General features: G+C 65.4%; 25 protein-coding genes and 1 tRNA gene. 19 read left to right on the top strand and 7 right to left on the bottom strand.

Annotation, left to right across the window (positions count from 1 at the left end; translation table 11 throughout):
* Nucleotides 1–13: 13 nt before the first annotated feature.
* The gene (locus HWY37_RS30045; protein ID WP_175209459.1) at nucleotides 14–352 is read right to left on the bottom strand and encodes a P-II family nitrogen regulator; all 339 of its coding nucleotides are present in this window, start codon (nucleotides 350–352) and stop codon (nucleotides 14–16) included.
* A 541-nt stretch (nucleotides 353–893) separates the two neighbouring features.
* Between HWY37_RS30045 and HWY37_RS30040 the strand changes: the two genes are divergently transcribed.
* The 12 genes from HWY37_RS30040 (at nucleotide 894) to HWY37_RS29985 (ending at nucleotide 11139) form a co-directional block, all read left to right on the top strand.
* The gene (locus HWY37_RS30040; protein WP_176090500.1) at nucleotides 894–1307 is read left to right on the top strand and encodes a DUF5339 family protein; all 414 of its coding nucleotides are present in this window, start codon (nucleotides 894–896) and stop codon (nucleotides 1305–1307) included.
* Nucleotides 1308–1487: 180 nt separating this feature from the next.
* Nucleotides 1488–1739, top strand: coding sequence for an accessory factor UbiK family protein (locus HWY37_RS30035; protein ID WP_175209461.1), 252 nt, complete (start codon nucleotides 1488–1490; stop codon nucleotides 1737–1739).
* A gap of 162 nt (nucleotides 1740–1901) precedes the next feature.
* Nucleotides 1902–3431, top strand: a complete 1530-nt coding sequence (locus HWY37_RS30030; protein WP_176090499.1) for a YifB family Mg chelatase-like AAA ATPase — start codon at nucleotides 1902–1904, stop codon at nucleotides 3429–3431.
* Between the two features lie 377 nt (nucleotides 3432–3808).
* A complete protein-coding gene (rpmI, locus tag HWY37_RS30025) occupies nucleotides 3809–4006 on the top strand; it encodes a 50S ribosomal protein L35 (protein WP_006218740.1) in 198 nt (65 codons plus the stop codon).
* A 17-nt stretch (nucleotides 4007–4023) separates the two neighbouring features.
* Nucleotides 4024–4383, top strand: coding sequence for a 50S ribosomal protein L20 (gene rplT, locus HWY37_RS30020; protein WP_006218741.1), 360 nt, complete (start codon nucleotides 4024–4026; stop codon nucleotides 4381–4383).
* Between the two features lie 74 nt (nucleotides 4384–4457).
* A complete protein-coding gene (pheS, locus tag HWY37_RS30015) occupies nucleotides 4458–5480 on the top strand; it encodes a phenylalanine--tRNA ligase subunit alpha (RefSeq protein ID WP_175207177.1) in 1023 nt (340 codons plus the stop codon).
* Nucleotides 5481–5493: 13 nt separating this feature from the next.
* Complete coding sequence (gene pheT, locus HWY37_RS30010; protein ID WP_175207178.1) at nucleotides 5494–7911, top strand: phenylalanine--tRNA ligase subunit beta; 2418 nt, start codon at nucleotides 5494–5496, stop codon at nucleotides 7909–7911.
* A gap of 3 nt (nucleotides 7912–7914) precedes the next feature.
* The gene (locus HWY37_RS30005) at nucleotides 7915–8259 is read left to right on the top strand and encodes an integration host factor subunit alpha (protein ID WP_175207179.1); all 345 of its coding nucleotides are present in this window, start codon (nucleotides 7915–7917) and stop codon (nucleotides 8257–8259) included.
* 57 nt (nucleotides 8260–8316) lie between these two features.
* Entirely contained in the window at nucleotides 8317–8748 is a 432-nt protein-coding gene (locus tag HWY37_RS30000; protein ID WP_176090498.1) for a MerR family transcriptional regulator, read from the top strand.
* A gap of 219 nt (nucleotides 8749–8967) precedes the next feature.
* A tRNA-Pro gene (locus HWY37_RS29995) sits at nucleotides 8968–9044 on the top strand.
* Nucleotides 9045–9307: 263 nt separating this feature from the next.
* Nucleotides 9308–9766 (top strand): hypothetical protein, encoded by a 459-nt coding sequence (locus tag HWY37_RS29990; protein ID WP_176090497.1) that lies wholly within the window; start codon nucleotides 9308–9310, stop codon nucleotides 9764–9766.
* Between the two features lie 101 nt (nucleotides 9767–9867).
* Entirely contained in the window at nucleotides 9868–11139 is a 1272-nt protein-coding gene (locus HWY37_RS29985; RefSeq protein ID WP_176090496.1) for a rhomboid family intramembrane serine protease, read from the top strand.
* A 5-nt stretch (nucleotides 11140–11144) separates the two neighbouring features.
* Here the strand turns inward: HWY37_RS29985 and HWY37_RS29980 are convergent, their stop codons facing one another.
* Nucleotides 11145–12011: a spermidine synthase gene (locus HWY37_RS29980; RefSeq protein WP_176090495.1), complete on the bottom strand. Its 867-nt coding sequence runs from the start codon at nucleotides 12009–12011 to the stop codon at nucleotides 11145–11147.
* 248 nt (nucleotides 12012–12259) lie between these two features.
* Here HWY37_RS29980 and HWY37_RS29975 point away from each other — a divergent pair, with 248 nt between their 5' ends.
* The 4 genes from HWY37_RS29975 (at nucleotide 12260) to HWY37_RS29960 (ending at nucleotide 17091) form a co-directional block, all read left to right on the top strand.
* The gene (locus HWY37_RS29975; protein ID WP_176090494.1) at nucleotides 12260–13198 is read left to right on the top strand and encodes an SMP-30/gluconolactonase/LRE family protein; all 939 of its coding nucleotides are present in this window, start codon (nucleotides 12260–12262) and stop codon (nucleotides 13196–13198) included.
* A gap of 39 nt (nucleotides 13199–13237) precedes the next feature.
* Nucleotides 13238–14164 carry a 3-hydroxyacyl-CoA dehydrogenase family protein gene (locus HWY37_RS29970; RefSeq protein WP_176090493.1) on the top strand — a complete coding sequence of 309 codons (927 nt, stop codon included), beginning with the start codon at nucleotides 13238–13240 and terminating at the stop codon, nucleotides 14162–14164.
* Nucleotides 14165–14323: 159 nt separating this feature from the next.
* Nucleotides 14324–15334 carry a Bug family tripartite tricarboxylate transporter substrate binding protein gene (locus HWY37_RS29965; RefSeq protein WP_175207247.1) on the top strand — a complete coding sequence of 337 codons (1011 nt, stop codon included), beginning with the start codon at nucleotides 14324–14326 and terminating at the stop codon, nucleotides 15332–15334.
* 20 nt (nucleotides 15335–15354) lie between these two features.
* The gene (locus HWY37_RS29960; protein ID WP_176090492.1) at nucleotides 15355–17091 is read left to right on the top strand and encodes an IlvD/Edd family dehydratase; all 1737 of its coding nucleotides are present in this window, start codon (nucleotides 15355–15357) and stop codon (nucleotides 17089–17091) included.
* A 2-nt stretch (nucleotides 17092–17093) separates the two neighbouring features.
* Here the strand turns inward: HWY37_RS29960 and HWY37_RS29955 are convergent, their stop codons facing one another.
* Entirely contained in the window at nucleotides 17094–17987 is an 894-nt protein-coding gene (locus HWY37_RS29955) for a LysR family transcriptional regulator (RefSeq protein WP_175207249.1), read from the bottom strand.
* Between the two features lie 56 nt (nucleotides 17988–18043).
* Here HWY37_RS29955 and HWY37_RS29950 point away from each other — a divergent pair, with 56 nt between their 5' ends.
* On the top strand, nucleotides 18044–19027 hold the full coding sequence (locus HWY37_RS29950) for a 2-hydroxyacid dehydrogenase (protein ID WP_343061108.1): 984 nt from the start codon (nucleotides 18044–18046) through the stop codon (nucleotides 19025–19027).
* Between the two features lie 12 nt (nucleotides 19028–19039).
* On the opposite strand, the gene HWY37_RS29945 is transcribed toward HWY37_RS29950, so the two are convergent.
* Nucleotides 19040–19678: a hypothetical protein gene (locus tag HWY37_RS29945; protein WP_176090491.1), complete on the bottom strand. Its 639-nt coding sequence runs from the start codon at nucleotides 19676–19678 to the stop codon at nucleotides 19040–19042.
* 77 nt (nucleotides 19679–19755) lie between these two features.
* On the bottom strand, nucleotides 19756–20127 hold the full coding sequence (locus tag HWY37_RS29940) for a hypothetical protein (protein WP_175207252.1): 372 nt from the start codon (nucleotides 20125–20127) through the stop codon (nucleotides 19756–19758).
* A 178-nt stretch (nucleotides 20128–20305) separates the two neighbouring features.
* Here HWY37_RS29940 and HWY37_RS29935 point away from each other — a divergent pair, with 178 nt between their 5' ends.
* The gene (locus HWY37_RS29935; RefSeq protein ID WP_176090490.1) at nucleotides 20306–21205 is read left to right on the top strand and encodes a PhzF family phenazine biosynthesis protein; all 900 of its coding nucleotides are present in this window, start codon (nucleotides 20306–20308) and stop codon (nucleotides 21203–21205) included.
* A 265-nt stretch (nucleotides 21206–21470) separates the two neighbouring features.
* On the top strand, nucleotides 21471–21905 hold the full coding sequence (locus HWY37_RS29930; RefSeq protein ID WP_175207254.1) for a GNAT family acetyltransferase: 435 nt from the start codon (nucleotides 21471–21473) through the stop codon (nucleotides 21903–21905).
* A 31-nt stretch (nucleotides 21906–21936) separates the two neighbouring features.
* Here the strand turns inward: HWY37_RS29930 and HWY37_RS29925 are convergent, their stop codons facing one another.
* A complete protein-coding gene (locus tag HWY37_RS29925; RefSeq protein WP_175207255.1) occupies nucleotides 21937–22890 on the bottom strand; it encodes a M14 family metallopeptidase in 954 nt (317 codons plus the stop codon).
* Nucleotides 22891–22901: 11 nt separating this feature from the next.
* On the bottom strand, nucleotides 22902–23900 hold the full coding sequence (locus HWY37_RS29920; RefSeq protein ID WP_176090489.1) for a Bug family tripartite tricarboxylate transporter substrate binding protein: 999 nt from the start codon (nucleotides 23898–23900) through the stop codon (nucleotides 22902–22904).
* Nucleotides 23901–23981 lie beyond the last annotated feature (81 nt).

Genomic DNA, 23981 nt, shown 5'->3' with positions numbered 1-23981 from the left:
AGTCTTTATTTATTTACAGCGCGGCTTCGCCGGCTTCACCCGTCCTGATGCGGATCACTTGTTCCAGCGGGGCGGCGAAGATCTTGCCGTCGCCGATCTTGCCCGTGCGGGCAGCCAGTTCGATCGCTTCGATGACCTGGTCGACCAGGTGGTCGGGCACGGCGGCCTCGACTCGCAGCTTGGGCAGGAAATCGACGGCGTATTCGGCGCCGCGATAGAGCTCGGTATGGCCTTTCTGGCGGCCAAAGCCTTTTACTTCGGTAACGGTCAGGCCCTGGACGCCGATTCCGGATAGAGCCACCCGCACTTCGTCGAGCTTGAAGGGCTTGATGATGGCGATGATGAGTTTCATGGCATTTCCTCTCATGGTTGCACGTTGGCTCCCGGTATCAAGCAAATTCCATGCCATGCCGTGAACCGCCCGCCAGGCTTCACGAGAGCCCGCAAGTTGTGCCTGTATGCACCGATATGGTGCTTCATGCACTGGTAGATGGCTTCAATGTGGTGCGTGCTGCAGGCTTGTGAGGCGTGCAACCAAATATGTTTCCCGTCCGATATTTGTAGCAAAGTGATGCCGATTTTGTTGCGGTTTATGTTGGCATATCAGCCAATCTGATGGGATCGAGCAGAAGCGGCGGCAGCCCGCTCAGCGTTGCTGGCCGCGCTTCCGGGGACAAATGAGGGTGTGGGCGGAGCGCCGCCGGCTGGCGCGGGAAGGGGCGAGGCGGGGTGGGGCGCGTGATACGGCGGTTTACATGCGCTGGCTTGTTGGCAAGTGCCGGCTGCAGAAGAATCGATACCAGTTCAAGCCTGTCCGCGAACAGGCCAGGGGGCAGGCGGAGTTCCGATGTCGAGGATCTCCCGATGGAAAGCAGGTACGGGAAGGGGATGTCATGAAGCACCACCGCAAGGCTTTCTGTATTTTGGCCCTGGCCGCGTCGCTCGCCGCTTTGGCCGGTTGCAACAAAAGCGAAGACAAGGCCGCCGCGCCGGCCGCCTCCACCCCTGCGCCAGCCGCTCCCGCTCCGGTAACGCCGGCGCCATCTTCGACCCCGCCATCCTCCGCCGCTCCGGCGGCGGGCGCCACCGCGTCCGTACCGGCCGAGTGCGAGGCCTATCTGGCCAAGGTCAATGCCTGCATGGACAAATTGGGTAGCGCCAATCCGGCCGCGGCTGCGATCAAGGAGCAGCTCGACGCCGCCAGGGCGCAATGGGGGGCGATCAGCGACAAGACTCAGTTGGCGGCGCAATGCAAGCAGTCGTCGGATTCGTTCGCGCAGTCGGCAAGCCAGATGGGTTGCCCGTAACGATGTTGGTAGGGGGTTGCCGCCATGGCAGCCCGGTTTTCTCCTGTGCTTTGAAGGGCGGTCACCGCATGCGGCCCGCCCTCTTTTTTTGCGCGGAGGCGACCCTTTTTTTTTCTTCGCCTCAGGAAACGGCGGTTCGAGGAACTACACTTGAACCATCAAGAACAAAGTGAGGCCGTCATGAACAATCGCACCCAGTGGATGGAAGACATCCAGAAGAACATCTCCGATCTGATCGCGCGCAGTCCGGCCGCGGATGTGGAACGCAATGTGCGCGCGATGATGACGCAGGCATTCTCGAAGCTCGATCTCGTGACGCGCGAAGAATTCGACGTCCAGGCCGATCTGCTGGCGCGCACTCGCGCCCGCGTGGACCAACTGGCCGCGCAGGTGCAGCAGCTGGAAACGCGGCTGTCCGCGCTGGAAAAGTAAGTCTGCCGCCGGCCGCGTGGCGGCTGGCAGGGTTTTTCCGGTAACGGCCGCCAGCAGCGGCCGTTTTTCATTGCGCGCGGGGGATGGTTTTGTCACGGACGCCGCCGCATCGCTCTCCCGTTTGGGGATACTGGCGGATCCTGCTCATTCCTGGAGACCGCCTTGACGCTAGCCGTTCTAGCCAGCCGCGCCCTGTGCGGCCTGGATGCCCATGCGGTACGCGTGGAGACCCATCTGGGGCCGGGGCTGCCCAGCTTCAATGTGGTCGGCCTGCCGGATACCGAGGTGCGCGAAAGCCGCGAACGGGTGCGCGCGGCCATACTCAACAGCGGCTTCGACTTTCCGTCCGGCCGCATCACCGTCAATCTCTCGCCCGCGGACATTCCCAAGGAGTCCGGACGTTTCGATTTGCCCATTGCCCTGGGCCTGCTGCTGGCGTCCGGCCAGCTGGCCGCGCCAACCGATGGCCGCGATCCCGAGTCCCCGTTGCGGGATCCGACCCTGGCGGACCTGGTGCTGGCGGGCGAGCTGTCCTTGACCGGGGCGCTGGTGCCGGTCGCCGCTCCGCTGGTGATCGCGCTGAGCGTGGCGCGGGAGGAACCTGGCGCCACGCTCATCCTGCCCGCGGGCAGCGCTGAGCAGGCCGCCTGGGTGCCGGGGCTGCGGGTGCTGTCGGCGCGCAGCCTGGCCGACGTGGCTGCGCACGCCGCGGGCGCCTGCCTGCTGCCTGGCGCCGTGCCCAGGCCCTGGCCTGAGGCCGCGCCGGCGCCTTGCCTGTCGGACGTGCGGGGCCAGCCTGGAGCCCGGCGGGCGCTGGAGGTTGCCGCGGCCGGTGGGCACAGCCTGTTGATGGTCGGGCCGCCCGGCGCGGGCAAGAGCATGCTGGCGACGCGGCTGCCGGGCCTGTTGCCGCCGCTGGAACGGGGCCAGGCCCTGGAAGTCGCCGCCGTGGCCGCGCTGGCGGGCCTGTCCGATGAGCCCGCCGGCCAGCCGCCGTTCCGGGCGCCGCACCATTCGGCCACGGCTGCCGCCCTGGTGGGGGGCGGCAGCCGTCCCCGTCCGGGCGAGATCAGCCTGGCGCATCATGGCGTGCTCTTTCTGGACGAGCTGCCGGAATTCAGCAGGCGCACGCTGGAGGCCCTGCGCGAACCGCTGGAGACGGGCAGGGTGGTCATCGCCCGCGCCTTGCGGTCAGCGCAGTTTCCCGCCCGTTTCCAGCTGGTGGCGGCCATGAATCCTTGCCCTTGCGGCTGGCGCGGACATCCTGGACGGACTTGCGGCTGCACGCCGGATCAGGTGGCGCGCTACGCGGGCAAGATATCGGGGCCCTTGCTGGACCGCATCGACCTGCATGTGGCCCTGCCGCCATCCGACCCCGAATGGATGGGCAAGCCGCCGGGCGAGCCCTCCGGGCCGGTGCGGGAGCGTGTGGCGCGCTGCCGCCTGCGTCAGTTGGCCCGGCAGGGCAAGCCGAACGCGGCACTGGCGGGCGCTGAACTCGACGAGCACTGCCGACTGGACGGCGAGGCCCAGGCCCTGCTGTTGCAGGCCATGCGCCGCCTGGCCGGTTCGGCGCGCGCCATGCATCGGGCCCTGCGGGTGGCGCGTACGATCGCTGACCTGGAAGGGGAGGATGCCCTGGCGGCCCGGCACGTCGCCCAGGCCGTGCAGTACCGGCGGCCGGGTGCATGAGGGCCGGATCGCGTGATCTCGTGGCGCCGGCCCTGGGCGCGTTACGCCGGCCGACTCGACAAAATCAGGGAAATCACCATATAATCAAAGGCTTTCCCGGATCTGGGTTGTCTTTTTGGCCAACCCGGGGCCGTAGCCGGTGCCCGACAGGGCGCACAGCGCGGCACATGAACCGGGGAAAAACTGCCGGGCATCTGTGTGGGAGCAATCCCTGCAATGCTTGTGAGCAAGTAGTCAGTAGTACCCCCAGCAGTACCCCCAGAAGTGGCAACAGGTACATCAAGTTTTGCCGCCATGGAAGGCTTCATCGGCCGTCCATGCGTCAAGCACCTGACGTCATGTAAATCAACAATGAGTGTTTAGTTTAGGGAATCAACATGCCCAAGATGAAAACCAAGAAAAGCGCCTCCAAGCGCTTTAAGGTTCGCGGCAGCGGCTCCATCAAGCGCGGTCAGGCGTTCAAGCGCCACATTCTGACCAAGAAGACCACCAAGGCCAAGCGTCAACTGCGCGGCTCGACGGCGGTCCATGAATCCAACGTGGCCTCCGTCAAGGCCATGATGCCTTTCGCTTGATCTAAGGGAGATCTACTATGCCTCGCGTCAAACGCGGCGTAACCGCCCGCGCACGTCACAAAAAAGTCATTGCCGCCGCCAAGGGTTACCGTGGCCGCCGCGGTAATGTGTTCCGTATTGCCAAGCAAGCAGTCATGCGCGCTGGCCAATACGCCTACCGCGACCGTCGTAACAAGAAGCGCACGTTCCGTGCCCTGTGGATCACGCGTATCAACGCCGCTGTCCGCGAACACGGCGTCAGCTACAGCGTGTTCATCGCTGGTCTGAAGAAGGCTTCGATCGAACTCGACCGCAAGGTCCTGGCCGACCTGGCCGTGCGCGACAAGGCTGGCTTTGCCGCCATCGTGCAGCAAGCCAAGGCTGCCTTGGCTGCCTGATCGCGCTTAACTCATCGCGCATCGCTGCAAACGGGGCTGTAATGGCCCCGTTTGCGTTTTGAAGGCTGGATTTCATGACTCTAATGGTTGACGACCTGGTCTCCCAGGCGCAAGAACGTTTCGCCGCGGCTACCGATGCCGCCGCGCTGGAAAACGCAAAGGCTCGGTTCCTGGGCAAGGAAGGCGCGCTGACAGTGCTGCTGAAAGCGCTGGGCAAGCTCGATCCCGAGCAGAAGCGCGAGATGGGCGCCCGGATCAATCAGGCCAAGCAAAAGGTCGAAGAGCTCCTGAACGCACGCCGCGCCGCGCTGGCGCAGGCTGAACTGGATGCCCGTCTGGCATCCGAAACCATAGACGTCACCCTCCCGGGCCGCGGTCGCGCGCCGGGCGGCATCCATCCGGTGATCCGGACCTGGGAACGCGTGGAAGAGATCTTCCGTTCCATAGGCTTCGACGTGGCCGACGGCCCCGAAGTGGAAAACGACTGGACCAATTTCACCGCTTTGAACAACCCGCTGGACCATCCGGCGCGTTCCATGCAGGACACGTTCTACGTCGACATGAACGATGCCGACGGTCTGCCGCTGCTGCTGCGCACGCACACCAGCCCCATGCAGGTGCGCTATGCCCGCATGCACAAGCCGCCCATCAAGGTTATTGCGCCGGGCCGCACCTATCGCGTCGACAGCGACGCCACGCACTCGCCCATGTTCCACCAGGTGGAAGGGCTCTGGATCGCCGAGGACATTTCGTTCGCCGACCTGAAGGGCGTGTACACCGATTTCCTGCGCTGCTTCTTTGAAACCGACGACCTGGCCGTGCGTTTCCGCCCGTCGTTCTTCCCGTTCACGGAACCGTCCGCCGAAATCGACATGATGTTCACCTCGGGTCCGAACCGCGGCCGCTGGCTGGAGATTTCCGGCTCGGGCCAGGTGCATCCGCAAGTGGTGCGCAACTTCGGTCTCGACCCCGAACGCTACATCGGTTTTGCCTTCGGTTCCGGACTCGAGCGCCTGACCATGTTGCGCTACGGCGTCAACGATCTGCGCCAGTTCTACGAAGGCGATTTGCGCTTCCTGCGCCAGTTCAACGAATAACAGACGGCTGATCATGCAATTTCCCGAATCCTGGCTGCGTACGCTGGTCAATCCCGCGATCGCCACCGAAGAACTCGCGCACCGGCTCACCATGGCCGGCCTGGAAGTCGAAGACACCGTGCCCGCCGCGCCTGCCTTTAGCGGCGTGGTCGTGGGCCACATCGTCGAGATCGCGCCGCACCCCGATGCCGACAAGCTGCGCGTCTGCAAAGTGGACGACGGCTCCGGCGAGCTGCTGCAGATCGTGTGCGGTGCGCCTAATGCCGCTGCCGGCCTGAAGGTGCCGCTGGCGCGCGTCGGCGCCGAACTGCCTGGCGGCATGAAGATCGGCGTGGCCAAGATGCGCGGCGTGCAGTCGTCGGGCATGCTGTGCTCGGCCCGCGAACTGGGCCTGTCGCAAGACCACGCAGGCCTCTTGGAGCTGCCGGCCGACATGACGCCGGGCCAGTCGATCCGCGAAGCGCTGGACCTGGACGACACGCTCTTCACGCTGAAGATGACGCCCAACCGCGCCGACTGCCTGTCGATTCTGGGCGTGGCTCGCGAAGTCGCCGCCCTGACCGGTGCACCCCTGTCGGTGCCCACCGCCGTCGCCGTGCCCGTCACGCTGGACGAGCGCCTGCCCGTCAAGGTCGAAGCGCCCGACCTGTGCGGCCGTTTCGGCGGCCGCGTGATCCGCGGCGTCAACGCCCGCGCAGCGACGCCTGAATGGATGAGGACGCGCCTGGAACGCGCCGGCCAACGCTCGGTGTCGGCGCTGGTCGATATCTCCAACTACGTCATGCTCGAACTGGGCCGTCCGTCGCACGTGTTCGACCTGGACAAGATCCGTGGCGACCTCAGCGTGCGCTGGGCCCGCGAAGGCGAGACGCTCGAACTGCTGAACGGCCAGACCGTCGCGCTGGACCCGAAGGTCGGCGTGGTCGTTGCTGGCGATCAGGTGGAAAGCCTGGCCGGCATCATGGGCGGCGAAGCCACCTCGGTCACGCTCGACACCCGCAACATCTACCTGGAAGCCGCGTTCTGGTGGCCGCAGTCACTGGCCGGCCGCGCGCGCCGCTACAAGTTCAGCTCGGAAGCCAGCCACCGCGGCGAGCGTGGCGTGGACTACGCCACCATCCCCGAGCACATTGAATTCATCACGCGCCTGATCGTCGACATCTGCGGCGGCGAAGCCGGCCCGCTGGATGACCAGATCGTCAACCTGCCCAAGCGCGAACCCGTGCGCATGCGCCTGGCGCGTTGCCACCGCGTGCTGGGCGTGCCGGTCACGCAAGCCGAGGTCGCCAAGATCTTCGGCAGCCTGGGCCTGGATTTCAAGGTCGAAGGCGACGACTTCATCGTCACGCCGCCGTCCTACCGCTTCGACCTGGAACTTGAAGAAGACCTGATCGAGGAAGTGGCCCGCATCTACGGTTTCGAGAACATTCCCGCTGTGCCGCCGATGGCGCGCGCCAAAATGTTCTCGCAGCCCGAGATCCGCCGCGGCGCCCACGCGTTGCGTCGTCTGGCCGCGGCGCAGGACTACCAGGAAGTCGTGAACTACAGCTTCGTCGAAGCGGACTGGGAACGCGACTATGCTGGCAACGAAACGCCTGTGCGTTTGGTCAATCCCATCGCCAGCCATCTGTCGGTCATGCGTTCCAGCCTGATCGGCAGCCTGGTCGCCAACATCCGCCACAACGCCAACCGCAAGCAGTCGCGCGTGCGCGTGTTCGAACTGGGCCGCGTGTTCCTGCGCGACGCGTCCGCCCAGGACGGTCCGCTGGAAGTGGCAGGCGTGCGCCAGCCCATGAAGTTGGCGGGCGCTGCCTGGGGGCCTGCCGCGGAAGAGCAGTGGGGCGTCGCGACGCGCCAGGTGGACTTCTATGACGTGAAGATGGATGTCGAGGCGCTGTTCGGCGCGCGCGGCAGCCGCCTGCGTTTCGAAGCCGCCGCGCATCCCGCGCTGCACCCGGGCCGCAGCGCCCGCATCGAACTGGACGGCAAGCAGGTCGGCTGGATCGGCGAACTGCATCCGCGTTGGGCTCAGCAGGCGGACCTGGCGCATGCGCCGGTGGTGTTCGAACTGGACGTCGCTGTCCTCTCCGAAGGCGAGCTGCCGCAAGTGCGCGAGCTGTCGCGCCAGCCCGTGGTGGTGCGCGACCTGGCGCTGTGGGTCGATGCCCATGTGTCGGTGCAGTCCATGCTCGATACCGTCGCCGCGGCCGTCAAGGCGGACCCGCAGCTGTCGGTGGTGCAGGACGCGCGCCTGTTCGACGTGTGGCGCGAGAAGGCCCAGGGCAGCGAGCCCGTCACCGAGAAAAGCCTTGCTTTCCGTTTCTGGCTACAGGACACTGAGGTCACGCTGGACGAGGCCAGGGTGGCGGATTGCCTGGCGCGTATCAAGGAAGCCTTGGTGGCTGCGCATGGCGCGCGCCAACGCGCTTGAACCATGGGGAACAGTATGCTTGCTGCCGAGCCGCGCACTTTGACCAAGGCCGAGCTGGCCGAACTGCTCTTTGAGCGGGTCGGCCTGAACAAGCGCGAAGCCAAGGACATCGTCGATACCTTCTTCGAGGAAATCCGCGACGCCCTGGCGCGCGGAGACTCCGTCAAGCTCTCGGGCTTCGGCAACTTCCAGGTGCGCGACAAGCCGCCGCGCCCTGGCCGCAACCCCAAGACCGGCGAAACCATTCCCATCGCTGCGCGCCGCGTGGTCACCTTCCACGCGAGCCAGAAACTCAAGAGCGTGGTGGAGCAGGCGGCGCCCGCTGAATCCGACGACGCCGAGGAGTGATACGCTTTGTCGGCAATTGTTATCGGCACCTGACGCATCGCGGCATAAAATCCCCTTATGACACGTACCGAATCCACCGTTACCCTACCGCCCATTCCCGCCAAGCGTTACTTCACCATCGGTGAAGTCAGCGACCTGTGTGGCGTCAAGCCTCATGTGTTGCGGTATTGGGAACAGGAATTCACGCAGCTCAAGCCGGTAAAGCGGCGCGGCAATCGCCGCTATTACCAGCATCATGAAGTGCTGCTGATCCGTCGCATCCGTTCCCTGCTGTATGAACAAGGCTTCACGATCAGCGGCGCGCGCAATCGCCTGGGCGATGCGCGCGAAGTGCCGCACGATCAGGACGCGGCAGTGCGCCTGTCGGGCGCAGAGATGCAATCCTTGCGCAACGAGCTCGGCAACGTTTCGACGATGCTGGCCGAAGCGCTGGGCACCGCGGCGAACACCGCTGGCGCAAGCGCCGGCGCTGCCAGCCCGTCGGTCTGAACGCGGCGCATCGTCTTTCCCTTTCTGTTCGAACGCAGTACCTGCAATGCGCGGCGCAAGCCGCGCGTTGCATTGAGCAGTACCTCGCGCCGCGCGCATCGATGCGCATGCGGTTGATGCAATCGATGAACGCAGCGCGAAAATTTTTTTGAGTATTCAGCACTTTTTTTGCACGAATGCGTGCAAACAATTTTTTGTTCTGCTATACTCTTTTTCTTTCGGGGCGTAGCGCAGCCTGGTAGCGCACTTGCATGGGGTGCAAGGGGTCGCGAGTTCGAATCCCGCCGTCCCGACCAGTAGTTCCAAAGGCCGTCAGTGAGAAATCACTGACGGCCTTTTCATTTTCCGGTGCTGAGTCGACGTGTGCGCGGTTGCCTGGCGACGGCATGTCGAAGGGCTTATGCGTAGTGTTGTCGGCCTTGGCCGCGTTCTGGCGCTGATCGTTGCCGTGACCGAATGAAGCCGCAACGTCTGGCGCGTGGATGGTATAAGTGCTCGGCATCGCAAGCGCGCAAGAGAGAAGCGGCGCGCTTGATTGTCGTTGACGGACTCCAAGCATATGAAAACCACGAGAACTCTTGCGCTGAGCCTTCTGTTGGCGTTTCAGGCCGCAGATGCGATGGCCCAAACGGAAGCGGACGCGTCGCTTGTGCGCGTGCTTGATGCGGGGCGCTGGACCGAGGGTTCGGCCAAAGGCACTTATCGCATCGTCGTGGAGGAGGTCGGCTTCGAGCACGTCAGCTGCCGCGTGCGGATCCAATGGCTGGCTTCCTCGGCTGCGGGCCGCAACGGGAAGCTGGTGGCGGAGCAGGCCTTTGCCGAAGTCTCGTCGGGATTCTGGAGCTGCGGGACCAGCAAGCAGAGCATTACGGTGTCAGCAGGAAACGTGCTGCAGGTGCAAGCCACGCACGCTTATTCCGGAGAGCCCTGCACGTTCACCGCGAAGCTGGGGACGCCGGGTCAATATCAATACAAGGCTTGCAGCAGCCGGAAGCCTGCATCAAAGACAGTGGACTGAGCGATGCCGGGCCCGCGCATCGAGGCGGGCTCGCAGAGCGTCCCTGCAGCGCTGCGCGAGGCTGGTTAAGATAAAGCCCATTTCATTGATCCGCCATCCTGATGCCTTCATTCCAACGCACGTCGCTCATCGGAAGAATCGCCGCCAGCAAGATCACGCTCTTGTTGATCCTCTCAAATATCGCGGTGTACCTCGTGATCGCCTATCTCGATTCGCGAGCGTTCGAGAGCCTGAGCCAGACTTCCTTCCTGATCGACTGGGGCGGCAATGTGCCTGCCTTGACCTTGTCGGGCGAGTACTGGCGCCTGTTCACCAGCATGTTCCTGCACATCGGCTGGCTGCACCTGGCGATCAACATGCTGGCGCTCTGGTCGTTGGGGCTGATACTGGAAGCCCGCATGCGCCCCTTGGTGTTCCTGGGCGTGTACCTGTTGTCGGGCCTGTGCGGCAGCCTGGTCACGGCGCTGTGGCATCGCGACGAGTTCTTCCTGAGCTGCGGCGCGTCGGGCGCGATCCTGGGCATCTTCGGCGCGGCAGTCGTCTATGGCTTGTATGACCGGAGCAAGGGGCGTCCGCACGTGCCGCCGGGCAATCTGCTGTTGAGCCTGGTGCTGACGTTTGGCGCGGGCTTCGCCTTCGATGTCGATAACGCCGCGCACCTGGGCGGCTTGCTGGCGGGCGCGCTGCTGGCGGGTATCGCGCTGTACGCTGAAAGGCTGCGGCCTCTGGCGGCGGCTGTGCTGCTGGGCATGACGGGCGCGGCCGGCGCCGCGGCGCTTGCCGCGGTGGCTCTCGCTCACCATGACTTGAACATGCAATCGCAGCTTACGGTCGCGCGGTTTGAGCGCACGTTGGGGAACATGGGACTGCTGGGATCGGGCCGGGAATTGTGGAAGGCGTCGACGATCGACGAGTGCATCCAGGATGCGCTGACGGATGCCGCGTCCAAGGGATCGCAAGAGCCGGACCTGCGGCATTGCGCGAAGTCCGGCGACCGCGACCTGGCCTTGCTTGGGACATTCATGCCACCGCGCTATCAGCTCTGCCGCGCCCAGGCCGCCGACTTGCGGAAATTCTTCCCGGGCGCCGCGGCGCAACAGGCCTTGACCGCGGCGGACCAGTACTGCGCGATCCAGTCGCAGCTCTATGCGGCAATCTTCCAGGGAGGTTCCGCCCAGCTCGACGTGGACAAGGCGCGCGAGGCGCGTCTGACGATGCGGTTCCTGCTGGACCAGCAGAGGCAGTACCGGACGGATTCGAAAGCGCTGCAAGCGCAGGCGGCGGCGATGCAGGGCATGCTGCGGCAGGTGGGCGAACTGCCCGCGGCAATCGTGGCGCGCTCAGGCTGCCCGTACTGGAGTTGCGAGCGCTAGCGCGTTCAGTCCCGCAGCAGCGGCGTCTGGCTGTTGATTGCGCCCATGCGGGCAAACCTGTCCAAGGCTTCCCGCATATCGACTCCCAAAGGCCCGAGGCGCGCGTCGAAGGCCCGGGCGTTGCGGGATAGCTGCTCGGCATCGGGCAGCTCGCCGTTGATCGCCATGATGACCCGGTTCCCCGTGCGCAGATTGAAGAACTCGCCGAATACGGCGGCATAGGTTGCCGACTCGCGCTCGTAAAGCTGGCTGTTGGTGAAGGTGTTGGCCACGGCCACGCCGCCCGGCGCGAGGATGCCGCGCACGTGCTGCAGGAACTCCAGCGTCATCAGGTGTTCGGGTATGTAGTCGACATCGAACGCGTCCAGCATCACCATGTCGTATCGCTGGCCGTCGCGGTGGGCGCGTTCGATATAGGCGCGGCCATCCTCCACGAAGAGGCGTTGCCTGGGCCCTTCCCGGTAGCCAAAGTAGCGCGAGGCGACGCGGCCCACGGCGGGATCGATCTCCACGGTATCGATCACCGTATCGGGCAAGAGCGCAGCCAGGGTCTTTTGCAGCGTTGCGCCTCCCAATCCGACGATCAGGATGTTCTTCGGCTGCGGCTTGATGTAGAGCGACGTCAGCATCATGCGGGTGTATGAGAACACCAGCCGTTCGGGATGGTCCAGGTTCATGCAGGTCTGGCGGCCGACGTCTTGCATGGAGTTGAAGTTCATGCAGCGCTCGCCGTTTTCCTCGAACACGAGCAGCTTGCCGAATTGCGAGTCTTCGCTGTGCATCAGCCTGGCGGCGCCGGTGTCCCGCAGCAGGAGGAACGCGGCGGCGGCAAGGACAAACACGAGGATGGAGCGGATCGCGATACGAAGCATATAGCGGCAGACCACAAGCAAAGGACGCGTCATCGTATCTTGACTTGATGGCGGTCGCGTCGGACCTCGGCGCAGACTGCGGCCGTGGCTGGCGGGAGAACCCGCCATGGAGCGGGGTGGGTCAATAATCGTTTTTTTTGAAAATCTCGTTCAATATATTTTATTTCCTTAAATAGTTGGCTCTCCTTAGAATTTCGGGCGAAACGGAACGCGAAGATTTCCGTCCTGAAAATCCGAGGAGACCCTCCATGTTCTACGACCCCGTTCCCAAGATCCAGGCGAGCGTATTCGCGCGGCTGCCCGATGAACTGAAATGGCAGGGCCAGGACCTGAACGAGTGGGTGGCCAGCCAGCCTTACGGCAATCCCCCGCGTTCGCTGCTGGAAGGACCGTCCTTCGGACCGGACGGCCTCCTGTATTGCGTGGACGTGGTCAACGGCCGCATCCTGCGCGTCGATGCGAAGGGCGAGTTCGAACCGCTGGTCCAGTACGACGGCTGGCCCAACGGGCTCAAGTTCCACCGCGACGGCCGCATCTTCGTTGCCGACTACAAGCACGGCATCATGCAGTTCGACCTGGAACGCCGCGAGGTGCGCCCCGTGCTCGAACGCTACAACATCGAACGCTTCAAGGGCGTGAACGACCTGTTCTTCTCGGAGGCCGGCGATCTCTACTTCACCGACCAGGGCATGACCGGCTGGCAGGATCCGACCGGACGCCTGTTCCGCCTGCGGCCCGACGGGCGGCTGGATTGCCTGCTCGACTGCATCCCCAGTCCCAACGGCCTGGTGATGGACCTGGACGAACACGCAATGTATGTCGCGGCGACGCGGGCCAACGCCATCTGGAAGGTGCCCTTGCTGCGCAACGGGCAGGTCGGCAAGGTCGGCACGTTCATCCAGATGTCGGGCGGCGGCGGTCCCGACGGGCTGGCGCTGGACGCACGTGGAGGCCTCTGCATTGCCCACGTGGGCCTGGGCGCCGTCTGGTGCATGGACGCCCTGGGCCAGCCGGTCGCCCGCATCCAGTCTCCCGAAGGGTTGCACACCACCAATCTGGCCTTTGGCGGGCCGGCGGGCCGCACGCTTTACATCACCGAGTCCAGTTCCGCGAGCATCCTGCGCGTCGAGCTCGACGTGGCGGGCAAGCCCATGTATCTGCCGGCGCCGGCGGCGCAGGCTCTCTGAACCCGGAATTCTCCAACCACCAAGAAAGGATCAGACAAGATGGATCAGGCAATCGTATTGGGCGCGGGCACCATGGGGGCCGATGTCGCCGCCGGCTTTCACGCGGCGGGATGGCGCGTGTGGCTGGTGGAGCCCGATGCCGCCGCGCGCGCCGCGGCCACGCAGCGCGTGAACGCCTCCAGCGAAATGATCGGCGGTCAGGCTGACGCCGGCCGCATCGTCACCAGCGCAACCATGGAGGAAATCGATTGGAGCGACACGCGCATCGTGGTCGAGTGCGTGCCGGAGCTGCTGGAAACCAAGCGCGCGGTCTTTGTCCGCCTTGAGCAGCTGGCGCCAGCGTCCATTCCGCTGACCAGCAATTCGTCGAGCTTCCCCATCAGCGCGATAGGCGCAGGGCTGCAGACTCGCGAGCGCATGGTCGGCCTGCACTACTTCATGCCGGCCCACCTGGTGCCGGCGGTGGAAGTGGTGCGCGGCGAGGCGACCGACGAAGCCGTGGCGCAAGAAGTCAGCCGCATCATGCGCGACACCGGCAAGAAGCCGGTGCAGGTCAAGCGCGACGTGCCGGGCTTCCTGGCCAACCGCATCCAGCATGCGCTCATGCGCGAGGCGATCGCGCTGGTCGAGGAGGGGTTCGCCTCGGCCGAGGACGTGGACACGGCCGTGCGCTACGGCTTCGGATTCCGCTATATCGCGGCCGGCCCGCTGCTGCAGAAGGACCTGGCCGGCATCGACATCCATTGCGCGGCGGCGGCCACCATGTATCCGCACCTGCGCACCGATGAAACGCCGAGCCGGCTCATGCTGGATCTGGTGGAGCAGGGCAACATCGGCGTCAAGTCGCCTGCGCTCAAGGGCTTCTACCAATGGACGCCGGACCAGGTCGCCAAGGAGCAGCGGCGCTACCAGATCGCCCTGGGCAAGGCCATGCAGATCCTCAAGGACGAGGAAGCGGCGGGCTGAGTTTCCACGCGCCGCGGGGCGTATTTCCCTCGCCGGAACGCCTCGCGGCACGCATGGATTTTTTTGACTGAACATAAAATTTTTTCTCTTTCCGCGGGCGAGAGTTTGCGAACATGCGTCGATAGCTTCCAAGCCATAAGAACCCATCGGGAGACGCATATGTTCTGTAGACGCGCAGCACAGAAGCACGTTCATTCCACCCTGGCCGCCCTCATCGCGGCGGCCGCGTTCGCCATTCCCGGCCTCGCGCATTCGCAAGCGGCCGACAACTATCCCAGCAAGCCCATCCGGCTGATCATTCCGTACCCGCCGGGAGGCGCGACCGACGTCATCGGCCGCATCGTGGGCCAACGGCTGAGCGAGCAGATCGGCGGCCAGGTCGTCATCGAGAACCGGGGCGGGGCCGGGGGCAACATCGGCGCGGCCGAAGTCGCGCGCGCGCAGCCGGACGGCTATACGCTGCTGATGGGGGCGTTGACCTCGCACTCGGTCATGGCGACGCTGGAGAAGGACACCATCCCGTACGACCTGCGCAAGGATTTCGCGCCGGCGGGCGTGGTCGGCTTCGTGCCGCTGGTGGCGGTGGTCAATCCCAAGCTGCCGATCAAGTCGCTGGCGGATCTGGTGAGCTACGCGAAGGCAAATCCAGGAAAACTCAATTTCGCGTCGTCGGGCGCCGGCGCTCCGCAGCGCATGGCGATGGAGCTGTTCAAGCAGATCGCAGGCGTCAACATCGTGCACGTGGCCTATCGCGGCAGCGGTCCGGCCATGACCGACCTGGTCGGCGGACAGGTGGAAACCATGACGGAGACGGTGCCCGCCGCGATTTCGTTCATCAAATCCGGGCAGCTGCGTCCGTTGGCCGTGCTGACGCCGCAACGGGTGTCGATGCTGCCGGACATCCCCACCGCCGAAGAGCAGGGCTTCAGCGGCTTCAACGTCAGTTCGCTCTTCGGGGTGATGGCGCCGGCGGGTACCCCCGCGCCCATCGTCGCCAAGATCAACAAGGCCTTGACGACGGCGCTTGCCAAGGACGACGCCAAGGCTCAGCTGCTGCAGCAAGGCGTCTACGCCGACGCGCTCGACGTGGAAGCATCCAAGGCGCGGCTGAACGCTGAAATCGAGCAGTGGGCCAAGGTCATCCGCGACGGCGGCATCACTGCAAACTAACTGGAAGCGGCTTGAACAAGATGAGCAAGAAAACCACCGGACCCTCGCAGGACGAAGCCAGCGGCCTGCGCAAGGGCCTGACCAGCTACGGCGACAGCGGATTCTCGCTGTTCCTGAGAAAGGCCTTCATCAAGGGCGCAGGCTACACGGATGGCGCGCTGGACCGTCCCGTGATCGGCATCGCCAACACGGGCAGCGCCTACAACCCTTGCCACGGCAATGCGCCGCAGCTGCTGGAGGCCGTCAAGCGCGGCATCATGTTCGCCGGTGGACTGCCGATGGATTTTCCGACCATCTCCATCCACGAGAGCTTCTCGTATCCCACCAGCATGTACCTGCGCAACCTCATGTCCATGGACACCGAGGAGCTGATACGCGCGCAGCCCATGGACGCCGTGGTGCTGATAGGCGGATGCGACAAGACGGTTCCGGCCCAGCTCATGGGCGCCGCGTCCGCGGACATTCCGGCGATCCAGCTGGTGACGGGATCGATGCTGACGGGCTCGCACCGTTCCGAGCGGGTAGGCGCGTGCACGGACTGCCGCAGATACTGGGGCAAGTTCCGGGCCGGGGAGATCGACGGCGAGGAGATCGCCGACGTCAACAACCAGCTGGTGGCCAGCGTGGGCACCTGTTCGGTCATGGGCACGGCCAGCACCATGGCCTGCATTGCCGAAGCGCTGGGCATGACGGTGCCTGGCGGCGCGACGCCGCCGGCGGTCACGGCCGACCGGATGCGCATCGCCGAACTCACGGGCGCGCAGGCGGTCGAGATTGCCAGGCAGCGCCTGTCCGTCTCGAAGATCCTCACTGCGGACGCTTTCGAGAACGCCATGCGCGTCCTGCTGGCCATCGGCGGTTCCACCAACGGCATCATCCACCTTACCGCCATCGCCGGCCGGCTCGGTCTGGACCTGGATCTGCAGGCGCTGGACCGCATGGGGCGCGAGACGCCCGTGCTGGTGGACCTCAAGCCGTCCGGCCAGCACTACATGGAGGACTTCCACAAGGCGGGCGGCATGGCCACGCTGCTGCGAGAACTCAAGCCCTTGCTGAAGCTCGACGCGCTGACCGTGACGGGCAAGACGCTGGGCGAGGAAATCGAGCGCGCGGGGCCGGGATTCGCGCAGAGCGTGGTCAGGACGCGGCAGAACCCGATCTATCCGCAGGGCGGCATCGCCGTGCTGTCCGGCAATCTGGCTCCCGAGGGCGCCATCATCAAGCAGTCGTCCGCCGACGCCGGGCTGATGGAGCATGAAGGGCGCGCCGTGGTGTTCGAGAATGCCGAGGATCTGGCCGGCCGCATCGACGCGCCCGACCTGGACGTCACGCCGCAGGACATCCTGGTCCTGAAGAACATCGGGCCCAAGGGCGCGCCGGGCATGCCGGAGGCGGGCTATATCCCCATCCCGAAAAAACTGGCGGCGCAGGGCGTGAAGGACATCATCCGGATCTCGGATGGCCGCATGAGCGGCACCGCCTTCGGCACCATCGTGCTGCACGTCACGCCGGAAGCGGCCATAGGCGGCCCGCTGGCCTATGTCAGGAACGGCGACCGCATACGCCTGAGCGTAAGCCGGCGCGAGATCGCGTTGCTGGTCCCGGACGAAGAGCTTGAACGCCGCCGCCGCGAGCAGCCGGTCACGCCGCCCACGGCCGAGCGCGGCTACAAGAAGCTCTTCCTGGATACCGTGACCCAGGCCGACAAGGGCGTCGATTTCGATTTCCTGCGCGCAGCGCCGGGCAAATCGAAGTAGGGCTACTCGTCTGCCTGGCGCGCTTGCGCGCCGCCGAAGATGGCCTTGGCGTCCTGGGATATGGACGCGGCCATCTTGGCGTGGTGGCCGCGCGTGTTCCAGATCAGGCCGTTCCTGCGCACGGGCGCGCGGTTGGGCAGCGGGATGCGCGCCACGTCCAGCGACTTCCACATGGAGGACCAGTCCGGAATCAGCGCGACGCCCAGCCCTTCGTGCACCAGCGCGACGATGGCGAGCAGGCCGTCTATCTCCAGGCGCTGCTTGGGCCAGATCTGGTGGTCGCGCAGGTAGCGGTCGGCCAGCTGGCCGCCGTAGATGTTCCGGTCATAGCGTATGAAAGGTTGTGTCGACAGCAGGGTATGGGCGTCCATGTCCGCCAGATGGGCCGGAGCCACCACCACCAGGGGCTCTTCCATGAACGGCTGCCAGAGACAGCTCTTGGGCACGGCAAACTGGGGTTCCACCACGATGGCGGCATCGAGCTCGCCGCTGACCACCTTGCCGCACAGGTCTATGGACCCGCCTGGGGTGACGAACACCGAGGCGTCCGGATGCCGGCGGTACAGGGACTTGAGTATGGGCGGCAGGACGTTGGTCAGCGCCGAGACAAAGCAGCCGACGCGGAATTCGCCGGGCTGGTCGCCGTCGATGGCCATCGCGCGCAGATCGCGCAGGTTCCGGATGGCCGCCTTGGTGCCCTCCAGTATCCGCATGCCGCTCTCGGTGGGCCGCACGGAACGTCCCGAGCGCTTCACCAGCGCCACGCCCAGGTCCATTTCCAGCGCCTTGATGCGCGCGGCAATGGCGGCCGAGGTCAGGTCCAGCTTGCGCGCCGCTTCGGCGTACGAACCCGCCTCGACGACCGCGACGAAACTCTGCATGCACTTGATGTCCATGATGCGATGGGCGTTTGCTCTGAATTCCCAATGTTATAGCCCTGAGGCGCAAATCCATGAAGATGAATGAAACGGCCGTGGCTGGCCAAGAACCGGCGGAACAGCCCGTAGGTGGCGAGTTTCCGAAGCTGCTGAAGATCGGGGTTTTTCCCGCCTCGGTGGAAGCGCAGTTCCGTTCGCTGTTCACGTTGCTCGATGAGGATGATCTGCGCAACGATCCCGCTCAGGTGGCCTCGGTCGCGGGCATCGTCACGCGTTCGAACTACCGGATTCCGGCCGAACTCATCGACCGCCTGCCGGGCTTGCGCATCATCACGACCAACGGGGTGGGCTACGACGGGATCGCGCTGGATCACGCGCGGCAAAAGAACATCGTCGTGACCAACACCCCCGACGTGTTGAACAAGGCCGTGGCCGAACTGGCGGTGGGGATGCTGCTTGCCTTGTTGCGCAAGCTGCCCGAGGCCGATGGCTTCGTGCGCGCAGGCGCCTGGGAAGAATCCCCATTTCCTTTGGGGACGAGTCTCGCGGGCAAGAGGGTGGGAATCGTCGGCCTCGGACGTATTGGCAAGGAGATCGCGCAGCGCCTGGTCCCGTTCGAGGTGGACCTCAGCTACTTCGGCCGCGCCCGCCAGGCGGTGCCGTGGCGGCATTTCGATTCCTTGCCGGCCATGGCGCGCCACGTCGACGTGCTTGTCCTGTCATGCCCCGGCGGCGCGGCCACGCGCCATATCGTCGACGCCACCGTATTGCAGGAGCTGGGTCCGGACGGCGTCATCGTCAACGTCGCCCGCGGCTCGGTCGTCAACGAGTCGGACCTGTGCCACGCGCTGGCCAACGGCATCATCCAGGGAGCGGCGCTCGACGTGTTCGAGAGCGAGCCGCTGGGCCCGAGCCCGCTGCGCCAGCTGCCGAACGTGATTCTGGCGCCGCATATTGGCAGCGCTACGCACGAGACGCGGCGTCAGATGGCGGAGCTGGCGATCCGGAATCTGGTGTCGTTCTTCAGGACGGGAAGGGCGGTTACGCCGGTGGCGTAGACCGGCTGGCAGCTAGAACCACACCGTCGCGATCAGCAACGCGCAGCCCGCCGTGGCGGTGGCGGCCATGGTGGCGGCCAGGCGCAGCGCGATTTTCCGTTCACGGCGGCCGACGTTGGGGTTGCCGTCGTTGGCCGAGCGCAATTGTTCCCAGGTCGATGCGGAGCGCGCTTCGCGGCTTTGCGCGGCCGAGGCGGCATTGGCGGTGGCGCGGGAAATGTTGGTGAGCCTGAGCGCGGGATAAGCCAGGAGCAGTCCGGCCAGGAACAGGCCGCAGGCGCTGGCCGCTCCCACCGTGAAGGCCGAGCTGTCGCGTGCGGCGAACAGGATGATCGAGGCGGCGAGGCCGATGAAATTCAATCCAGCCAAGGCTTTCAGCGCCTGGACGCCCCAGGCGCCCGTGGCTTCCTCGGTGAAGTCGCCGACCGAGCGCCAGTAGGCGGCATCATTGGAGGCGGCTTGGAAGAAGAAGGCGAGATCCCGCAGCAGCGCGTCGCCTTGCCTGTTCTGGGGGCTGTTGTCCCGATGCCATTGAAGAGCGAACTTCCTGCTGCGATCGGCGTCCGCGTGATGGGCGCGAGCCCAGTTTTCCGCCAGGTTTACCGCCGCTTCGACAGTGAGTCCTTCCGCAAGCCTTGCACTGTTTTTCATCTTTTCATCCCCATATATGGGACATTGTACTAGGCATGATGCGGTGGCGCGTTGACCGGAGACAGGCTGGACGCAAGTCAGGGCAGGGCGTTGCCGCGCTTGGGCGCAGGCCGGGAAAAACACACTTCCAGCAGGCTGTTGCTGCGCAATTTGATGATGACGTCCGCCTGTTGTCCGCGCGGGGTGCTGGCGGAAAACAGCGTCATCGCAATGGCGCCGATCCAACTCGGCAGCAACATGGTCAGGTCCCAGCGGCTGGGGCCGGCGTTATAGGGTTGCTTGCGCACCAGAGTGGTCAAGCCCAGCGCGTGGCAGTGCGACTGAATGGCTGCCACGGCGCTGTCGAGGTCGACGATGTTCTCCAGGAAGAAGCGTTCCCGGGCCGGCACGAGCCGCGCCAGTTGGTCCGGCGGCAGCCGGTCCTGGAAGTATGTGCGCACTGTGGACATGATGTTCCCTCTGGGCCGTGGGACGCCGCGAGCCGGTCGCGGATCCTGGCGCCTAGTCTACCCGGCTTCGTCAGCTGTTATGGCCTGAATTGGCCCGCACTGTGACTGGCGGATCGGATGCAGGACCCGCACACTTCCCGGGTCGCCGCGCATTCCGCGCGGTTCGAGAGGAAGTTCCATGCGCTACCGCTACGTCACCGCCGATGTGTTCACCAGCCAGCCCTATTGTGGCAATCCTTTGGCGGTCGTGTTCGATGCCCAGGGCCTGAGCACGGCGCAGATGCAGCGCATCGCGCGCGAGTTCAATTATTCCGAGACCAGCTTTGTGCTGCCGCCTCGGGATCCCGTCCACACCGCCCAAGTGCGCATCTTCACGCCGGACCGCGAAGTGCCGTTTGCCGGCCATCCAAACGTGGGCACGGCCGTGGCGCTGGCGCGCGAGATGGCCGCGTCGGGGCGGCAGGCGCCCGATGCCTTCGTGTTCGAAGAGGAGGCGGGATTGGTCCGGATTGCGCTGCGGAAAGGCGCGCAGGACGTGGACGGAGCGGAGCTGCAGGCGCCGCAACCTTTGTCGCGCGCGGGTGTGGCGCCGGCAGCTGCGGTGGCGCGAGCCTTGAGGCTGGACCCGGCGGACATCGACATGACGGAACATGAGCCGCAAGTGGTGTCGGTGGGCCTGGAGTTCCTGGTCGTGCAACTGGCGAGCCGCGAGGCCTTGCGCCGGGCCGTGCCCGACCCCGCGGGCTACGCGGCCTTGCTGCCGCTGGATGGCGCAAAGTCCATCTATGCCTATACCACCGACACCGGAGGCGGCGCGGATATCCAGGCCCGCATGTTTACCGGACGCATGACCGAGGATCCCGCCACGGGCAGCGCGACGGCCGCCGCCACGGCGTTGCGGGCGGTCCTGCGAGGCCAGGGCGCATTGCGCCTGCGGGTCGAGCAGGGCGTGGACATGGGGCGCGCCAGCGTGCTGCTGGCCCACGCCGAACCGTGTGCGGATGGCGTGTGGGCGGGGGTGGCGGGCCAAGCCGTGGTGGTCATGGAGGGCACCCTGGCAGCGCCGGAAATCGATTGAATGGAAGGTCCGTGGCTTGTCCATGCTGCGGGGCCTCGTGTATGCTTGCCCGCATGAACGCAGCCCATTTCGCGCCGATGTCCGGCGCAGCCTATCGACGAATCACTCGACGTCTACGTTGAGTGGCCAGTCACGTTCGGGCGTTGATCCATCGGCGCCATTCCCTGAAAGCCACGATACTCCTCGTGGCTTTTCTGTTTTCTGGCTGGTCCCGCTGTCGAGGCGTATTGCAAGGCTTTCGTTGCCCTCCTTGAAGGAACGAAGCATGAGTGTCCAAGCCCTCGCCATCCGGCCCTACCATTCGACCGACGAAGCCGCGATCATCCAGTTGTGGCGCGACTGCGGCCTGACCCGCCCGTGGAACGACCCGCGCAAGGACATTGCGCGCAAGCTCACGGTGCAGTCGGACCTGTTCCTGGTGGGAGTAGCGGACGGGGAAATCGTCGCGACGCTGATGGGCGGCTATGACGGCCATCGCGCATGGATCAACTATCTGGCGGTATCGCCCGCGCATCAGCGCCGCGGCCATGCGACGACGCTGATGCGCGCCGTCGAGCGCAAGCTGCTGGAAATGGGCTGCCCCAAGATCAACCTGCTGATACGGTCGGGCAATGCCGCGGTGCAGGGCTTCTATGAAAGCCTGGGCTTCCAGCAAGACGAAGTCATCAGCATGGGCAAGCGCCTGATCCCGGATCTTTGAGGGAGCCCGGACCGGCGCTTGCGCGGCGTCGTCAGATTGCGACGGTCAGGTACACCGCTTCGCGGCCCACGATGGGCATGCGCGTGGGCATGAAGATGGTGCAGTCGTCGCAGGGCGAGCGGATTTCCTCGGTGCCGTTCATGGCGATCAATTCATTCTTGGCGAACGTTTCGAAGCCGATGACCGGCCGGGTGAAGGCGAAGTCCTCGGACTTCACCATGTGCACCTGGAGCAGGCGGTAGCGCCGCGGCACGGGCGGCGGCGCCATGCCGGCGGGCGCGTCGATCAGGCCCGTGTGCACCAGGAAGCGCAGCGTGACGTCGGTAGCCAGGTCGGCGGCCGACTGCGCGAAGTGCTGGCCGCATTCGACCACCAGCGAGCCGCCGCTGTCGGAGTCCGGGTCGCCGTGGCGGCCGTAGCCCATGACGCCCGTGCCCGGAAAGAGCTCGGGCGGCATCACCAGATGCACCTGCGGCGCGCCCACGGCGCTGGCCAGCGCGGTGTTGCGGTCCAATTCGTTGTAGACCCAGAAAGGCTGCACCGGCGCGCGCGTGGAGTGGATGTCCAGCACGAAGTCGGCGGCGTCGAGCACGGGGCGCATTTCGCGCGCGCGGCGCAGTTCCGGGCTGTCTTCCGGGCCGTCCAGCATGGCGGCCGACCAGATGCGGTTCAGGTTGTGGACCAGCTGGCGGTTTTCGTAGGGGTTCTCGATGTCGAAGGCTTCATAGGCTTCGACGTGCGCGAAACTGACGGTGAGCGTGCCGATCTTGGGCCGCACGCCGGTGTCCAGCAGATGGGTCGCGGCCACCATGCCGCAGATTTCGTTGCCGTGCGTGATGGCGTTGATCAGCACGTGCGGGCCGGGGCGGCCCGACTCGAAACGGTGCACGTAGGGAATGCCGACGTTGCCCTCGCGGTAGGCGGAGAGGTCGCGCGGCAGGACTTCCAGCGGCGCGGTGTCGGGTTCGAAAGCGGGGTTTTTCATGGGATTCTGGCCTATTCAGGACGGATGCCGGCACGGTCGATCAGGTCTTTGTACAACGCCAGGCGCTCGGACATCATGGCGGTGAACTGTTGCGGCGTCTGCTCTTCGGGCGGCAGCGCGCCGGCCTTTTCCAGGGACTGCGGCATGCCGTCATCCTTGGCGGCGGCGCGCACGGCGGCCAGCAGCTTCTGGACGATGTCGGGCGGCGTGCCGGCGGGCGCGGCCAGACCGATCCACGACATGGAATTGAGCACGGGATAGCCCAGTTCCTCGAAGGTCGGCACGTCGGGCAGGGAGTCCAGCCGCTTGGGCGCGGCGACTGCCAGCGCGCGCATCTTGCCGACCTGGATGTGGGGCAGGAAGGGCGCCAGGTTGTCCAGGGAGAACTGCGCCTGGTTGGAGAGCAGGGCATTGATCAGCGGAGCGCCGCCGCGGTAGGGCACGTGCACCGCCTGCAGCTGCAAGGTGTTCTTGAACAGCTCGGCGTTGAGCTGGCCCATGCTGCCGATGCCGGCGGTGGCGTAGTGCAGTTCATCGGGGCGCGCCTTCAGCAGGGCGACGAACTCCGCGAAATTGCGGGCGGGCACGGCGGCATTGGTCACCAGCACATTGGGCGTGCGCGACAGCTGCGAAATCGAAATGAAGTCCTTGATCGGGTCATAGCCGATGTCGCCGCGCATCAGCGGATTGGCCAGATGCGAGCTTTGCGAGGAAGCGACCAGCGTGTAGCCGTCAGGCGTGGCGCGCGCGACGCGCTTGCTGCCGATGGCGCCGCCCGCGCCGTCGCGGTTCTCGATGATGACGCTCGTGCCCAGCGCCTTGCCCAGCGCGTCCGCATAAAGCCGGCCGATCAGGTCGACGGAGCCGCCGGCGGGGAAGGGAACGACCAGCGTGATGGGGCGAGACGGATAGGCGTTGGCGCGCGCTGCCAGCGGCAGCAGGGACGCGCCCAGGCCGGCCAGGAGCAGGCTGCGGCGGGCCAGGGACGGACCCTGGGGGTGATGCTTCATGGAATTCTCTTGTGGTGACGGCGGGTTTGCTCTAATTTGCAATGAATATTGCAGACAGCAATATAAGATGCAATGCACATT

This window comes from Achromobacter anxifer (assembly GCF_903652925.1).
Lineage (GTDB): Bacteria > Pseudomonadota > Gammaproteobacteria > Burkholderiales > Burkholderiaceae_B > Achromobacter > Achromobacter anxifer.
The sequence above is the reverse complement of the archived record's forward strand: the minus strand, read 5'-3'. Positions and strand labels throughout refer to the sequence as shown.

Excerpts from the sequence above, each read along its gene's own strand:
- HWY37_RS30045 (WP_175209459.1), bottom strand. The coding sequence starts at position 352 with ATGAAACTCATCATCGCCATCATCAAGCCCTTCAAGCTCGACGAAGTG.
- HWY37_RS30040 (WP_176090500.1), top strand. The coding sequence starts at position 894 with ATGAAGCACCACCGCAAGGCTTTCTGTATTTTGGCCCTGGCCGCGTCG.
- HWY37_RS30035 (WP_175209461.1), top strand. The coding sequence starts at position 1,488 with ATGAACAATCGCACCCAGTGGATGGAAGACATCCAGAAGAACATCTCC.
- rpmI (WP_006218740.1), top strand. The coding sequence starts at position 3,809 with ATGCCCAAGATGAAAACCAAGAAAAGCGCCTCCAAGCGCTTTAAGGTT.
- rplT (WP_006218741.1), top strand. The coding sequence starts at position 4,024 with ATGCCTCGCGTCAAACGCGGCGTAACCGCCCGCGCACGTCACAAAAAA.
- pheS (WP_175207177.1), top strand. The coding sequence starts at position 4,458 with ATGACTCTAATGGTTGACGACCTGGTCTCCCAGGCGCAAGAACGTTTC.
- pheT (WP_175207178.1), top strand. The coding sequence starts at position 5,494 with ATGCAATTTCCCGAATCCTGGCTGCGTACGCTGGTCAATCCCGCGATC.
- HWY37_RS30005 (WP_175207179.1), top strand. The coding sequence starts at position 7,915 with ATGGGGAACAGTATGCTTGCTGCCGAGCCGCGCACTTTGACCAAGGCC.
- HWY37_RS30000 (WP_176090498.1), top strand. The coding sequence starts at position 8,317 with ATGACACGTACCGAATCCACCGTTACCCTACCGCCCATTCCCGCCAAG.
- HWY37_RS29990 (WP_176090497.1), top strand. The coding sequence starts at position 9,308 with ATGAAAACCACGAGAACTCTTGCGCTGAGCCTTCTGTTGGCGTTTCAG.
- HWY37_RS29985 (WP_176090496.1), top strand. The coding sequence starts at position 9,868 with ATGCCTTCATTCCAACGCACGTCGCTCATCGGAAGAATCGCCGCCAGC.
- HWY37_RS29980 (WP_176090495.1), bottom strand. The coding sequence starts at position 12,011 with ATGCTTCGTATCGCGATCCGCTCCATCCTCGTGTTTGTCCTTGCCGCC.
- HWY37_RS29975 (WP_176090494.1), top strand. The coding sequence starts at position 12,260 with ATGTTCTACGACCCCGTTCCCAAGATCCAGGCGAGCGTATTCGCGCGG.
- HWY37_RS29970 (WP_176090493.1), top strand. The coding sequence starts at position 13,238 with ATGGATCAGGCAATCGTATTGGGCGCGGGCACCATGGGGGCCGATGTC.
- HWY37_RS29965 (WP_175207247.1), top strand. The coding sequence starts at position 14,324 with ATGTTCTGTAGACGCGCAGCACAGAAGCACGTTCATTCCACCCTGGCC.
- HWY37_RS29960 (WP_176090492.1), top strand. The coding sequence starts at position 15,355 with ATGAGCAAGAAAACCACCGGACCCTCGCAGGACGAAGCCAGCGGCCTG.
- HWY37_RS29955 (WP_175207249.1), bottom strand. The coding sequence starts at position 17,987 with ATGGACATCAAGTGCATGCAGAGTTTCGTCGCGGTCGTCGAGGCGGGT.
- HWY37_RS29950 (WP_343061108.1), top strand. The coding sequence starts at position 18,044 with ATGAAGATGAATGAAACGGCCGTGGCTGGCCAAGAACCGGCGGAACAG.
- HWY37_RS29945 (WP_176090491.1), bottom strand. The coding sequence starts at position 19,678 with ATGAAAAACAGTGCAAGGCTTGCGGAAGGACTCACTGTCGAAGCGGCG.
- HWY37_RS29940 (WP_175207252.1), bottom strand. The coding sequence starts at position 20,127 with ATGTCCACAGTGCGCACATACTTCCAGGACCGGCTGCCGCCGGACCAA.
- HWY37_RS29935 (WP_176090490.1), top strand. The coding sequence starts at position 20,306 with ATGCGCTACCGCTACGTCACCGCCGATGTGTTCACCAGCCAGCCCTAT.
- HWY37_RS29930 (WP_175207254.1), top strand. The coding sequence starts at position 21,471 with ATGAGTGTCCAAGCCCTCGCCATCCGGCCCTACCATTCGACCGACGAA.
- HWY37_RS29925 (WP_175207255.1), bottom strand. The coding sequence starts at position 22,890 with ATGAAAAACCCCGCTTTCGAACCCGACACCGCGCCGCTGGAAGTCCTG.
- HWY37_RS29920 (WP_176090489.1), bottom strand. The coding sequence starts at position 23,900 with ATGAAGCATCACCCCCAGGGTCCGTCCCTGGCCCGCCGCAGCCTGCTC.